At 45.4% G+C, this 13,677-nt stretch carries 12 protein-coding genes and 1 pseudogene; 10 read left to right on the top strand and 3 right to left on the bottom strand.

Annotation, left to right across the window (positions count from 1 at the left end):
• The 5 genes and pseudogenes from AC3A8L_RS13495 to AC3A8L_RS13475 form a co-directional block, all read left to right on the top strand.
• Nucleotides 1-161, top strand: a pseudogene (locus tag AC3A8L_RS13495) (polynucleotide adenylyltransferase PcnB); the annotation flags it as partial.
• Nucleotides 161-646, top strand: a complete 486-nt coding sequence (gene folK, locus AC3A8L_RS13490) for a 2-amino-4-hydroxy-6-hydroxymethyldihydropteridine diphosphokinase (protein ID WP_487962789.1) — start codon at nucleotides 161-163, stop codon at nucleotides 644-646. The pseudogene AC3A8L_RS13495 and the gene folK, both read left to right, overlap by 1 nt.
• Before the next feature lie 69 nt (nucleotides 647-715).
• Entirely contained in the window at nucleotides 716-1,531 is an 816-nt protein-coding gene (gene panB / locus AC3A8L_RS13485) for a 3-methyl-2-oxobutanoate hydroxymethyltransferase (RefSeq protein WP_487962788.1), read from the top strand.
• Between the two features lie 166 nt (nucleotides 1,532-1,697).
• Nucleotides 1,698-3,791: a marine proteobacterial sortase target protein gene (locus AC3A8L_RS13480; RefSeq protein WP_487962787.1), complete on the top strand. Its 2,094-nt coding sequence runs from the start codon at nucleotides 1,698-1,700 to the stop codon at nucleotides 3,789-3,791.
• A gap of 2 nt (nucleotides 3,792-3,793) precedes the next feature.
• Nucleotides 3,794-4,426 (top strand): class GN sortase, encoded by a 633-nt coding sequence (locus AC3A8L_RS13475; protein ID WP_487962786.1) that lies wholly within the window; start codon nucleotides 3,794-3,796, stop codon nucleotides 4,424-4,426.
• 9 nt (nucleotides 4,427-4,435) lie between these two features.
• Here the strand turns inward: AC3A8L_RS13475 and AC3A8L_RS13470 are convergent, their stop codons facing one another.
• The 3 genes from AC3A8L_RS13470 to AC3A8L_RS13460 all read right to left on the bottom strand — a co-directional run bounded on the left by AC3A8L_RS13470 (nucleotide 4,436) and on the right by AC3A8L_RS13460 (nucleotide 9,802).
• Nucleotides 4,436-5,551: a flagella assembly protein FlgT middle domain-containing protein gene (locus AC3A8L_RS13470; RefSeq protein ID WP_487962785.1), complete on the bottom strand. Its 1,116-nt coding sequence runs from the start codon at nucleotides 5,549-5,551 to the stop codon at nucleotides 4,436-4,438.
• A gap of 131 nt (nucleotides 5,552-5,682) precedes the next feature.
• Complete coding sequence (locus tag AC3A8L_RS13465; RefSeq protein WP_487962784.1) at nucleotides 5,683-6,480, bottom strand: hypothetical protein; 798 nt, start codon at nucleotides 6,478-6,480, stop codon at nucleotides 5,683-5,685.
• A gap of 43 nt (nucleotides 6,481-6,523) precedes the next feature.
• Nucleotides 6,524-9,802, bottom strand: a complete 3,279-nt coding sequence (locus AC3A8L_RS13460) for an SPOR domain-containing protein (protein ID WP_487962783.1) — start codon at nucleotides 9,800-9,802, stop codon at nucleotides 6,524-6,526.
• A gap of 460 nt (nucleotides 9,803-10,262) precedes the next feature.
• Between AC3A8L_RS13460 and AC3A8L_RS13455 the strand changes: the two genes are divergently transcribed.
• The 5 genes from AC3A8L_RS13455 (at nucleotide 10,263) to bfr (AC3A8L_RS13435) (ending at nucleotide 13,493) form a co-directional block, all read left to right on the top strand.
• Nucleotides 10,263-10,850: a DUF4402 domain-containing protein gene (locus tag AC3A8L_RS13455; protein WP_487962782.1), complete on the top strand. Its 588-nt coding sequence runs from the start codon at nucleotides 10,263-10,265 to the stop codon at nucleotides 10,848-10,850.
• A 90-nt stretch (nucleotides 10,851-10,940) separates the two neighbouring features.
• Nucleotides 10,941-11,414, top strand: coding sequence for a DUF4402 domain-containing protein (locus AC3A8L_RS13450; RefSeq protein ID WP_487962781.1), 474 nt, complete (start codon nucleotides 10,941-10,943; stop codon nucleotides 11,412-11,414).
• Nucleotides 11,415-11,497: 83 nt separating this feature from the next.
• Nucleotides 11,498-12,343: a fimbrial biogenesis chaperone gene (locus tag AC3A8L_RS13445; RefSeq protein ID WP_487962780.1), complete on the top strand. Its 846-nt coding sequence runs from the start codon at nucleotides 11,498-11,500 to the stop codon at nucleotides 12,341-12,343.
• A 203-nt stretch (nucleotides 12,344-12,546) separates the two neighbouring features.
• Nucleotides 12,547-13,023: a bacterioferritin gene (gene bfr / locus AC3A8L_RS13440; RefSeq protein ID WP_487962779.1), complete on the top strand. Its 477-nt coding sequence runs from the start codon at nucleotides 12,547-12,549 to the stop codon at nucleotides 13,021-13,023.
• 2 nt (nucleotides 13,024-13,025) lie between these two features.
• Nucleotides 13,026-13,493: a bacterioferritin gene (gene bfr / locus AC3A8L_RS13435; RefSeq protein ID WP_487962778.1), complete on the top strand. Its 468-nt coding sequence runs from the start codon at nucleotides 13,026-13,028 to the stop codon at nucleotides 13,491-13,493.
• Nucleotides 13,494-13,677 lie beyond the last annotated feature (184 nt).

Here is a 13,677-nt window from a genome sequence, read left to right as displayed (position 1 = left end):
GCGAGAATCACAACGGTGCAGGCCGGTGGTGGACTGAATTTCAAGATGTTGATGAAGCTCGCCAGCTGGAGCTACTTGAAGCCCTCAAAGAACAAACACCCAACGACACCCAAAAGCGCCCTCGCCGCCGACGCCCTAAAAAGGCTCCGCCCGCGGAATGATGCACACAGCCTACATTGGCCTGGGTAGCAACTTGGAGTCGCCACTGCAACAAGTGAGCACGGCCATTGTTGAGCTGAATGAAATTCCACAGACTCAAGTCGTCTCATGCTCGTCCTGGTACCAAAGTGTTGCTGTAGGGCCCGCACAGCCGGACTACATCAATGGCGTGGCCAAGCTAAGTACTAGCCTTACCCCCCTATCGTTACTTGATGCACTTCAGGCTATAGAGCAATCGCACCGCCGGGTTCGCAAAGAACATTGGGGGCCGCGCACGCTCGATTTAGATATATTACTGTGGGACAACGACATCATAACCAGTGAGCGCTTAACCGTTCCGCACCCCTATCTGGAAGCGCGCAACTTTGTAATACTGCCGCTAAACGACATCCAACCCGACCTTATATTACCGAATCAAAAAACCATCTCACAACTTGCCCAACAGTGCGATACCCATGGCATCTGCCGACATACCCCCACTTCATAACCCCTACTGCCCCGCCGGTATTTAATCTCCCTACCCGGCGCGCGGCGCACGACCCTAAAGGATGCCACCATGGCCTACTGCAGCGAACCCCTCATCAAACCCATTACAATTCTTACGCTACAAAAGCTTAAAGGCCAGCAAGAGAAATTCGCCTGCGTTGCCCTCTACGATGCCCCCATGGCCGCTATGGCCGAACAGTCGGGCGTAGAAACCGTTCTGGTTGGCGATAGCTTAGGGATGACGGTACTCGGTTACGATTCAACCCTCCCCGTCACCATGGAGCACATGCTTTACCATGTAGAAGCCGTAGCGCGCGGCAACAAAAAATCCCTGATTCTGGGCGACATGCCTTTTATGTCCTACGCCACCACCGATCAAGCCATGCACAACGCTATGCGTATTATGCAAGCCGGTGCTCACGTGGTAAAAATTGAAGGCGGTGCGTGGCTTGCCCCCACCGTCACTATGCTGGCCGAGCGCGGCATTCCCGTTTGCGCCCACCTAGGCTTAACACCGCAATCGGTTAATAAACTCGGTGGCTTTAGGGTTCAAGGCCGCACACAAGAACAAGCCGAAATATTGATGGCCGACGCTGTTGCTTTAGAGCACGCCGGGGCCGACATGCTGGTGCTTGAATGCGTCCCCTGTGAACTCGCCAACAGCATCACACAACGCCTATCTATTCCCGTGATAGGTATTGGCGCTGGCAAAGATACCGACGCCCAAGTTTTGGTGATTAACGATATTTTAGGGCTTACACCCAAGCCGCCGAAATTCAGCAAAAATTTCCTGCTTGAAACACCCGATATTCCAAGCGCACTTAGTAAGTATGTCACTGACGTTAAAAGCGGCACCTTTCCAAGCATCGAGCACACTTTTAGCTAGGTGCTTTTGATTAGGTACCGCCGCCTCAGGCCGTCTCAATAACAGGTGGCCTAAATGCCTGCCATATTTCGCCACAATTGCTCTGTTATTCATCCCATTCCATACCAAAGTTTGCCCGATCAATTTGCTGAAATAACCTTAACTCATCGCGACTTAGGTTATTCCCATGCGAACCACACAACGCTTTCTTCACCCCATATTTATTGATCCAGCTTATTCATCTAAGACTCAAAACGGCAGATACCGCACTATTGGGCAATTAGTATTGGCCATTATTGTGTTACTGGGCGCGTCCCTCACCTTTCAAAATAAAGCCATGGCTGCCGCCGACCCCATTCAAAGTGGTGAGTTTTTATTCTCACCAACAGACGGCGAAACATTTTACGCACCGCATATTACAACCCATATTGATGCGACTATTAACGGTTTACTCGCCGAGGTTATTTACACCCAAGAATTCAGCAACCCTACAGAGCAATGGCTTGAAGGCCATTACCGTTTTCCACTGCCCGATAACGCAAGCGTCAACCAGATGACAATGCGCATTGGCGAGCGCATCATCGAAGGGAAAATCCACGAAAAAGAAATAGCGAAAAAAATGTATCGCGAGGCTAAAAAAGCCGGTAAAAGTGCCGCGCTAACGCAGCAACAGCGCCCAAACCTATTTTCACAGCATGTCGCCAATATTGCACCGCACGAAACCATACGCATCACCCTGCGCTACCTACAGCCCATCAATTACCAGCAAGGAACTTTTGAATGGCGCCTGCCCACAACAATAACACCTCGCTACAACCCCAGTAGTAACACCCCCTCCACCGAGGCTGAACCATCACTAGCTGCCCTAGACTATTCAATCAGCCCGTCGGGATGGTCGCAAACCGCCAGTAGCACGCCGAACATCAACTCATTTACTCTCGATATCGTACTTAACAGCGGCTTACCGCTAAAGCAAATAGATGCGCTGTATCACGACATTACGATTAAAAAAGAAAATGAAAAACACAGCATTACCCTGCGCCATAAAAAAGAAACCATGGATAGAGACTTTGTTTTGCAATGGGAGCCCAGCAATAGCAACGCACCTACAGCCGCCCTATTTAAAGAAGTTATTAACGGCCAACACTACGCCATGGTAATGCTCGTACCGCCCACTCAACTCACTCGAAAAAATCGACTGGCACGCGACATCATCTTCATTATTGATACATCCGGCTCTATGGGTGGAAGCTCCATCAAACAAGCCAAGCGCAGCCTAATTCTCGCAATAGAGCAACTTACGCCCCAAGACCGTTTTAACATTATTGAATTTAACTCGACAAGCCAATCGCTATACGATGATTACACCGCCGCCAACTCAACATCTTTGCATTACGCCAAACACTGGATAAAGAATTTAAACGCTAGCGGAGGCACAGAAATGTTACCCGCCTTACAGGAAGCCTTTAACCACAGCGAGTCAACTGAACGTTTACAACAAATTATTTTCATTACCGACGGCGCTGTTAGTAATGAAAAAACACTCTTTCATTCCATTAATACACAACTCAATAACGCACGCCTTTTCACTGTAGGTATCGGCTCGGCCCCCAATAGTTTTTTTATGCGTAAAGCCGCTCAGTTTGGGCGCGGGAGTTATACACACATAGGAAACATTGATGAAGTAGGAATAAAAATGGCCGCCTTATTTCAAAAACTTAATAACACGACACACAAAGATATCAATATTGACTGGGGGGCGAATGCAGAACAATACCCAGAGAAAGTGACTGAGCTATATGCTGGCGAAGCTTTAATCGTCAGCGCCAAGCTAACGCACGAAAACACAACCATTAGTATTAGCGGGGAATCCGCTAGCGGTCCATGGCAGAAAACCATCACCCCATCCACAAACGTGCCTTTAGAGCAGAGTTCCGGTATTGCTAGCTTATGGGCGCGCCAAAAAATCGAGCAACTGGAAGACAAAGGTATAACCGGCCAACTCGATAACAACAGCCTTCGCACAAAAATATTAGAAACAGCACTTGAGCATCAACTCGTCAGCCGTTTCACCAGCTTTATCGCTATCGAAGAAGAAATATCGAAACCTAGCGCAGAAAAAACAAGCGTCAAACACATTAAAAACGCCCAACCCCAAGGCCAAAAATTACAGCAAGTGCCTTACCCCAAAACAGGAACTTGGTCTAATTTATGTTGGTGGTTAGGCATTTTCTGTTTTATGGGCTATTTATTAATGCACGCAATTCGCAATGAGCCATAACCATGATATCCAGCACCGCGCCATTAACATCATCCTATGGCAATCACTACCGCAGGCCTATTTCTCGCAAGTTAGCAACGCTCGCCTCGGGTGCTTTTTTATGCACATCACTCTTTGCTTTTGGTAGTAGTATCTGGATAAAAAGTAAAGCCACATTATCGCAACATCTGATTAAAGATGCATGGGAAGAAACATTAAAAGACACCAACAATACCCACGTAAAGCCCTGGCCCTGGGCAGACACATGGCCAATTGCCCACTTAATAGTACCGGAATACAATATTGACTTTTATGTGCTCGCGGGCTCACAAGGCAATTCATTAGCTTTCGGGCCAGGGCATATCGATGGCACAGCAATGCCTACAGAACACGGAACCATTGTATTGAGTGGCCACAGAGATACGCACTTTAGTTTTCTTCAAAATATAAAACAGGGCAACACCCTGCAAGTGCAGAATAAGCGCGGTGAATGGCGAAACTATGAAGTGATTAATCAAGAAATAAAAAACAGTGACGAAGAGAAATGGTTTATCGATAGTCATAGCGACGAGCTAAAATTAATCACCTGCTACCCATTTAACGGCATTAACCCCGGCGGACCGTTACGCTATATTGTTACAGCAAAGCCTATTTAGGCTCCAAGCTTACCAAGCCTGAACAATATCCCCTAGCTTAATGACATCTGGCGTTAAATCTTCATCGAGCACAGCAATCGATTTGAGCGGGAAAACCCCCATAATGGTAACGCCGCCATAATATTTCCAACGGTGCTTAGGCACCCCCATCGGATCTCGGCCGGCAGGTTCACGATGAAAAATACGCAACCGATCTCCAGGCATTAAATAAGAATCAACCCCAGCATTTATTTCAATAACATCATCGTCAACTCGTGATATCTGTGCCCGCATAGGCAAGCACTCTAACGCTCGAGAAATCATTTCAGTTTGCTGATCTAGAATATCGGCCATAAGCTCGCCGTAGTCAGACTGCCAAAAAATATTACTCTCTAAACCATAATTACGCCGAGCCGTTACCGGGTGATTAGCTGCACCGCGGTAGCGTTTGCGCTTAATAAGCGCGCCACTGGGGCCGTCATAAACACTGACATCAATATTTAATTGGCGGCGATAACTACCCGTTGCCCCTTCATAGGTTTGCCGTGCTAAAGTTTTCCAGGGTTTAAATCCCGTCACCAAATCTATCGCATGGGTTTTAGATTTATCAAATGATAGGTCCACTAAGCGACCCGTCACTAAAAACTGAGCATTTAAACGGCTAGCCGTATCGCGAATTTGATCCGACGTAAATGGAGACTGCAAACGAGATTGCTGGGAATGTGCTTGTATACGATGGTAGGCTGTTGCATCGCGCGCTAACAACCCAGCATCACCCAAACGCTCCACCAATACTTGAGGATATTCACGTTCGACATAAGGAATATCCACAGCATGCTGCCGACTTTGTAGCGCCATAGGTAGCACTGCCACACGCTTTCGATAAGCAAAGCTTGGATTGTTATCAGCTAAACAACGCGCTTCTGCTTCTTCCAATATAATTTCAGACACTTCATCCATAGCTGGCGCAGGCTCGAGCGGCTCCGAAGCGGGGCCTGCTACCCCGTTACTGTTAAAACCATACAAATCGTTATCAGGCTGCTCAATGCTTGCACTCTCTTTAGTGACTTTTTTTTCCTTTTTAACAACCGATTTTTCAGCATAAGCATCGCCATCTAAAAAAGCATCCAAAGAAGATTTACTCATTAGGCTTCCGCAACTTAATAAGCAAGCAAAAAGACAGACACCGAGTATTAGTAGCAACAACCGCTTCAACAGTATTTTTTGTTGTGGCGCGTATTTTATGAGCACAAGAGCAAGCACTTTAACCTCCAGCTTTAATACATCATGTAAAAACAATGGGGTAAGCGTTTGCGTTTTTGGGCGGCTGTTTCTGCGTTACGCCCATAACAAGACTCAAGCTCCATCCGCCCACCGTTTTGCTGCCCCGCAACGGATTGCGTTATATTATTAGCCTGCGCAGCTTTAGCGCCAGCCACATTAATCATTGGCATTACTTCAGGCCGTGTTGTAGCTGCCGGTGATGCAGACGGTCGATCAAAATCAACATCGTCCATCGCCGTAATATCTTCTTCGGGAAAATCCGCCCCCCCCCCCGCTTCATGAGAAATATTATCAGGAGCCACTGCCAGCATTTGTTCACGTATCTTAGTCTCGTCATCCAACAGATCTCTATCAATTTCTTCACCCGCAAAGTTCGCCAAGCGAACCTCCCCTTCGGTTAAAAAATTATCCTCATCAACAATAATTTCATACTCAATTGCCGCGAGCTGTTCCTCTGCTTTATCATACTTTTTGGATTTACCCACCAAACTCCCGGCTATACCGCCAACCAGGAGGCCGGCGGGGTGGGCAGTGACGGCCGCCGCCAGCACAGACCCCATAACAGCATTGCGCCACGAGTTTTTATTAATTATCTTAGTGAACTGCGACTCAGCCTTTTTTATTCTTTCCTGTTTCTTCTTCAATGTAGCGCCACGAGACTTTAACTCATGTTCAATACTATTCAGTTTAAATTGTAATTCTTGCGTACTTTCTTCCGACACATCACAAACGCCACTATTGGCATAACCAAAAAACAAAACAATAAGCGTGCAAGTAAAAACATACTTCATACCTCCTCCTCAACACCAAAAATATAAATAGACACTATAAAAATTACTGTTTAACAATGAGGGATTTAACACCAAACTGCCGATCAAACACTGTTTTTTCGTCAGCCGCACTGCGCTTATTATTAAACCCAACAGCAAAAACGCGATAATAGTTTTTTTGCTTGATAACGACTGGGGTTATTTTTGATTGATAACCAGCACCCTTTAATTTATTGGCAAAGCCATCAGCAATAATACGATTAGAAAAACTACCCGCCTGAAGAGACCAGCGTGAAGACGGTACCGAGACAACATTCATTGCGTTATTTAATTTTTCGATTACCGGTTCTGGAACTGCAGCTACGACTAATTTTTTAGGTTGTAGCAGCGCATCAGGATTAGCACTAACGACATCCGACACATCACCGTCACTGACAATATTTTTCACAGGCTCATCAATCACCGTTATAGCTTCAGGTATTGGCGCAGGATTACCAAATGCCGGCGGAGCAATGCCGCCATTCGGAACAATAATGGGTGCCTTACTCACTTTAATGCCGGATATACTCGACGATTCATTCAGCAACGGAAGCAATTCGTTATCTCCGCCATCTTCGCCATCAGAAAATATCCGCTGAACAATCACTTCAACGCCCGCAACATAATTGCCACTTGGCGAAATAGTAATAACCTCAGGTTTCACACTTAATAAAATTGCACCTTCAACTTCAAGCGTATACTTACCAGGTAATAACTTTGAAAAATCAAAATAACCGTCAGTATCCGTCATTTGTTGTGATAGTTTTTCCCCCGCCTCATTAACCACTACTACCACAACACCGCGAACAGGGCTATGTATGCCGTCTATCAAGTCATAAACACTGCCATCAAAATCTCCAACTCGCGTAAAGGGTAAGTCGAGCTCAATCACTTTCCCTGGGCGTGATGATAAAGAAAAAGGTTTACGTGTTAGCGCCATTGCACCAGCATCTAAGGTATTACTATCGACAATAACGTCCGTTGGCGTCCACGGCTGCATAGCATCCAACCAAGCCACACCAGCCTTATTCGAGCGCCCCTTTCGCCTAGCCTGTACCGCCTGTATTTCGCCACCGCTCAATAAAGGTTCACCCAGTTGATATTCACCATCAAAATTTTGGTCTTCAAATAAACGGGCGCGCACGGCACCTTTTGACATAGAGGGATCCGAAGCCAAGTTATAATACGAGCCTAACCGACCGGTTCTTTTACCTAACGACGTGGATAACTGAACCTGACCTTGCCACTGACCGTCATCGTTATATATTACAGAGGGGGTAATTTGAAAATGGCTCAACTGCCAATTCATCCCAACGCGATACTGGTTGCTATCGGTGATTAAGCTGTGAGAATAATCAAAATTAACATTGGCTTTAGGATATAAACGGTAAGAGGTAGAAAGGTTTAATTTAGACAATTTATTTTCTGGAATAACATCATAAGATGTCGTTAATCGCGCAATAAACGATGAAAGCGATGTACTAAGAATAAAGGCACCCGAGAGAGACTCAGCATCGTCAAGCTCCTCACCAGAATCTTTATCCTTTAACGCCTGAGAATAAACCGTACTTTCATAAATTAACCCATTACTCCAATTAAACCGATAAGCACTGCCCGAAACCCCTAACCTATATTCATCGGAATATTGTGAATCTTTTTCTGAGCGGTTCATCCTTAATACAGCCGACCCACGCTTAAACCGCCGGCTTAACGACAATGCATAAAAATTCTTGACGGGTTCTCCCGCAAGCGGGTCTATAAACTCGCCAAAATCACTGTAATCCAAACGGTAAGCCATTCCGCCAAAACTACCCCCTATACGATAAAGGTAACTTAACTCACGCTCATTTTGTTTAGCCGCAGTTGCCGATACGGTATGTGCGCTTAAATTAGCTTGCAACTCTAAACTATAGTACTGACGACGAATATTTTCATCATCAAGGTCGTCACTCTCTTCGGCACGCGGCACGCTATCATCCCGATACTTTTCACCTCCCGTCTCCTGAGCCCCTGCCTGAATACTGAATAGACTTCCAATGGTATATCGTGTGATAAAAGAAGCCTGATACAGATCATCCGCAGTCTCTGCGTTAACGGCATCGTCACCAATTTCATAGACTTTCCTATCGGGCTGCGATACCGAAAGAGTATAATAAAAGTTATTAGATTTATCTGATTCAGCTCCAACATTAATAGATTCCCTTTTTTCCTCCACCTGGCCGCTGGGGCCATAAAATTTAAGGACAAATTCATTTTTACCTTGAAAAAGTATGACATCTTCAAAGCGGTAATGGCCATCTTCACCAATAGTTTGATAACCAATAATAGCGTTATTTAAATACAGTTCAACTTCCCAGCCAGGATAGAAATCGCCTTCAATATCACGAACATTTCGATTGCTATCTCCACTAACAATATCATTACCTACAATAAGGCCGCGCCCATAACTTCCTGGCGCCAAAGGCAGCGTGGGGTGCGATAAGTCACCAAAACTAAACTGAGACAGCCCTAAAAACCCACCCATCGAGCGCGTACTATCAAACCGATCAAATGAAATGGAAGCCCCTTTAATACCCTCATCTCTACGCCCAGTCCAAAACGTTTGAGCGCTCATACCCAGAAAGTCACCATAGGTCCGCATCGCATAAAAAACACTAGAAAAATCGTCGTTATCTTTTTCATCATGGCGACGCGATAAATAGTTTATGCGTGCATCCACAGAAGGGATCTCAGCCATTGCATAGGGTAAATTTAAGGCTGGCTGTTCAGGTTCACCCAAATCACCTTGGGCAGAGATTTTTCGCTTTTTCCGCAGTAATTTTTCTTGAAACGGGAGAAGCTTAGTGGGGTGCAAGTGCAAGTACGAGTCATTAAAATCAAGCTCAAAGTCTGTACCAAACCAATCTAAGGCTAAACGGCGCTCTATATAAATATAACCTTCAAAAACTGTAATTAATGAAGCATCAACCAAGGTCGTTATATTATTACGTGTCACGTTCCACTCATTACTATCATTTTGGACAAGAAAAAACGCCCCCTCCTCCGCCAAAACAACCCCGCTAGCACCGCTACTATCAACATCCACACGTATTTCAAGCAAGTCGACCAAATCGATTAATGGCATAAAGATATCACCATCGTCAATATAAGCATCAACACCATCGCCAATTTTTTGGCTATCAAATACAATATCCAGTAAAGCCAAATTCTCGTCATTGAATGTTGAGGCCATCACCATTCCGGCACCCAGCAGGGAGAGCGCCGCTATCATTACCCTTAAACTGACTATTGTTAAACGTTGCACCAGTGGTCACCATCGCAGGTCATAGGTTTCATCGCGACAATCCGCGACAAAATACCATCACATATAAAGTATATTTACCTCAACGCAAAAGAGGTGCCAAAGAGCCGTTCACGAAAGTGCTCTAATCAAATTTAAATCGGTATATTCCATAAAAAACAACCCATTTACTCTATAACAACTGGGCATTACTCATTATTTGGCTATAGTCAAAATTAGGCTTCTTTATAATTTTCAGCTGTAGTAACACCATACATAGAAGCATTTGGTGGCTGAGAATCAAGAGATGTTAAAAACTTCGGAATTATGTAAAAATTTTTCTAAAGATTATTTAAATCATGCCGAAAAGCATTACATAGCTAGACAGCTATACGGGTAAAACTGAAGTGAAGAGTTAAAACACCACCTCAGGATAACCACAGGCAATCACCGCCTGATAGTAGAAATCATTGGAGATTATTTTATGAAAATGTTTACAAAATCACTCATAGCTTTAAGTGCAGGAAGTCTGCTAGCGGCCGGTGCAAATGCCTTTGATGTTACCGCTACAGTCAGTAGTACCATTAGCGTGACAGAAACCGTGGCCTTTTCCTTAGGTACCGTATATGCCACTACCGCCGACGTAACGAACGATACATCCGAAACAGCGGGGACAATTACAATTAGCCCCGCTGGGGTTGTGAGTACCGTTAACGGTACTGCGGCCACCGGCGACGGCGCCAATGCCGCTGCACACGTTTCGAAATTTGTTGCGCTAGGCGGCCAACAAGCGGGTACGGTTTCGGTTTCTGGGGCCGCCGCTTTTGGTACTGTCACGGTAGACTCAAGCGCAACACCGGTTGCACTCTCGCACTCTAGTGGCAGCCCAACCATTCCCGATATTGTATTTACCACACTCACCACATCACCTGCCGATGGTGCCACCTTGTCACTCGACGCCTCTGGCGCTGGTGACGTTTTAGTGGGAGGCACATTTACCGCCGCGGATGCCACAGCTCAATATAGCGATGGCGTTTATACAGGTACCTACGATGTAACAGTTGCGTATTAAAAACTCAAAATACCCAACTATACTGTGCAAGGAAAGCACAGGAAAAGCGGCTTCGGCCGCTTTTTTCGTTATATAGGAGGTCCAAAAACCGTGCCACGCGCTATATTTAACCACCGAAAACATGTTACCGACCTCTGCGCGATATTTTTTGCGCTTTGGGCGCCCAGTGCATCCTCGGCTATAACCGAAGAGCAAACCCTCGCCTTTGGCGAATTTGGGCTTGGCCCTAACGATGTTGTTAGCACTATGTGGGTACCCCATAACGGGCAAAACCCAAGAGCAACCAACAAGCTCTACCCCATCGCTCTTGGCCAACGCGGCGAATACCGGCTGACCGGATACCCTACATTCACCTCATTAATGATCACCATTGCCGATTTTCAGCTAACACGCGCGTTCTCTGAGCCATTTAATATTGAAGACATCACCTTTGAACCCGTAGTAACAGATACCAACGGTGAAGCATTGCTAATTGTAGGGGCAACCTTAAAAACAACAGGATCAACAACGGTCTATGGCGATGGCGATTACAGTGGCAACATGAATATTGTCATCAGCTGGTGAAAAAACGACACTTATGCTCTATAAATAAAGAACATAACGATTCATTAGTGAAATCAGTAAATTTGATAATGTGAGAGACCGCAATGAATAACATGAATAAAAACGTGTGGATTAAGCATCCAAATAGCATCATTCGTCATATCATTTTATTATTAGCCTTGAGCGGATTTTCCAATTTAGTGCAAGCAAGTTTAATGATTAAGCCGACCCGCGTCGTCATGGATGAGCGCAACAGAAGCGCAGAGGTCACTTTACTGAATAATTCGACCACGACTAAAACATATCGCATTTTATGGGAAGAAAAATCCCAAAAAGTGAGCGGGGCTTACCAAAAACTCGACAACTATGAATTTTCAGCGAGTAATTTTATTCGTCATAGCCCCAGAAAAGTAACCATTAAACCTGGCGAATATCAAAAAATTAAATTGCGCGTAAAAATGCCAAGAGATTTAGCGGATGGAGAGTATCGATCTCACTTATTGATGAAAGTAACTGAGGATAATGTTGACTTCAGCAAATATATGGATGGTAAAGAGGTAAAAGGTACGTCTGCGATTATCATTCCTCGCTTGTCATTCTCGATTCCAGTACTGGTTAGAAAAGGTAAAATTAAAACAGAATCAGACATTACCGCCATCACCCTAACCAAGAATAAAAAAGGTAAAGACATTATCAAGGCCGACTTAGCGCACACCGGAGACTTTAGTAGCTTTGGTAATGTTTCGGCTTACATGAAAACGCAATCAGGTAAAGCCCAGAAAATCGGCGAAGCTAATAACATTGCATTATTTAGAGGCACCGCCAAACGCACAGTCGATATTCCCCTGCAAGTCACATCAGTACCTAAAGGCGCCATCATTCAAGTGCTCTACAAAGGTGATGATGAGTTTGAAGGCCAGATACTGGGTAAAGCTGCTATTCGACATTAACCCACTGTAACGCCTATTTCCCGAAGGAGCCTACGGCTCCTTTTTCTTAATCGGTAAAATAAACTGAATAAAAAGCATTATCATTACACCAGCTTTAAAGCACTTTATAGGCTTAAAATTTTGTAGGCGGTGAAAAGTAAGAGTAAACTTAGGCCAACTTTTGACGCATACCATTATGCCCACACTTCCAGCCGGAGCCTCCCATGCAAGCTGCCCCCAATATACTTGAGACGCTTAACCGCGTACTCACAGGCGAACTCACCTCGATTAACCGCTACTTCCTTCATGCCCGCATGTACCGCAACTGGGGGTTTGAAAACCTCAACACCGTTAGCTTCAAAAAATCCATTAAGGATATGAAACAAGCCGACGAGATCATCGAGCGTATTTTAATGCTTGGCGGGCTGCCCAACTTACAAAAGCTAGAAGCTCTACAGATCGGCGAGCACACCGAAGAAATGCTGGCATGCGACTTAAAATTTCAAACCCAACAAATCACTCAACTCAAAACGGCTATCGCGACGTGTGAGTCCGCTCAAGACTATGTTAGCCGCTTGATGCTCAGCGACATTCTTGAATACGAAGAAGAATATCTCGACTGGCTAGAAACCCAACAGCACTTAGTCGGTACCACGGGCATTCAAAATTACCTGCAATCTCAAATAGCTGAGGGGGAATAACCATGAAAGCCAATGCCAGCATTATCAAAGCACTCAATGGGCTATTAGCTTACGAACTCGCGGCTATGGATCAGTACTTTATCCATTCAGAAATGTACGCCGATTGGGGGCTTTCGAAGCTACACGTGCGCATTGCTCACGAGTTTGATGACGAAAAAGGACACGCAAAAGAGCTGATCGCCCGCATTCTATTCCTACAAGGCAGGCCAGATATGATCACCCGCGATGGGTTGAGCATCGGTAGCGACGTACCCAGCATGCTACAAAGCGACTTGGATGTAGAGTATGCCGTCGCCAAAGCACTGAAAAGCACCATTGCTTTATGCGAAACCGAAAAAGATTTTGTAACGCGCGAAATTCTTGAAAAGTTGTTAGACGACACCGAAAAAGATCACGCTTTTTGGCTAGAGCAACAACTCGGCTTGATCAAGCACGTTGGGCTTGAGAATTACCTACAATCACAAATGTAATCTGTAGTAATGAGACTAAGGGACGAGGCAATAATAGTTTATCCAATTAGGCGAAGAGGGCCTGCAGGGAAGCAGGTTATTAGAATAACGCATCGGGGCAGGAGCCCCTTATTAGACATTGCAGGAGCAATAATGTCGTGGAGCGGTTATCGAAGCGGCTTTCTTATCGAGGCGCTTAAAGGGG

Source organism: Marinagarivorans sp. (assembly GCF_982758155.1).
Note: the sequence above shows the minus strand (reverse complement) of the source record. Positions and strands in the feature narration are given on the sequence as shown.

What these genes read in the sequence shown, in the direction of transcription:
- folK (WP_487962789.1), top strand. Translation starts at nt 161, where the DNA reads ATGCACACAGCCTACATTGGCCTGGGTAGCAACTTGGAGTCGCCACTG.
- panB (WP_487962788.1), top strand. Translation starts at nt 716, where the DNA reads ATGGCCTACTGCAGCGAACCCCTCATCAAACCCATTACAATTCTTACG.
- AC3A8L_RS13480 (WP_487962787.1), top strand. Translation starts at nt 1,698, where the DNA reads ATGCGAACCACACAACGCTTTCTTCACCCCATATTTATTGATCCAGCT.
- AC3A8L_RS13475 (WP_487962786.1), top strand. Translation starts at nt 3,794, where the DNA reads ATGATATCCAGCACCGCGCCATTAACATCATCCTATGGCAATCACTAC.
- AC3A8L_RS13470 (WP_487962785.1), bottom strand. Translation starts at nt 5,551, where the DNA reads ATGAGTAAATCTTCTTTGGATGCTTTTTTAGATGGCGATGCTTATGCT.
- AC3A8L_RS13465 (WP_487962784.1), bottom strand. Translation starts at nt 6,480, where the DNA reads ATGAAGTATGTTTTTACTTGCACGCTTATTGTTTTGTTTTTTGGTTAT.
- AC3A8L_RS13455 (WP_487962782.1), top strand. Translation starts at nt 10,263, where the DNA reads ATGAAAATGTTTACAAAATCACTCATAGCTTTAAGTGCAGGAAGTCTG.
- AC3A8L_RS13445 (WP_487962780.1), top strand. Translation starts at nt 11,498, where the DNA reads ATGAATAACATGAATAAAAACGTGTGGATTAAGCATCCAAATAGCATC.
- bfr (WP_487962779.1), top strand. Translation starts at nt 12,547, where the DNA reads ATGCAAGCTGCCCCCAATATACTTGAGACGCTTAACCGCGTACTCACA.
- bfr (WP_487962778.1), top strand. Translation starts at nt 13,026, where the DNA reads ATGAAAGCCAATGCCAGCATTATCAAAGCACTCAATGGGCTATTAGCT.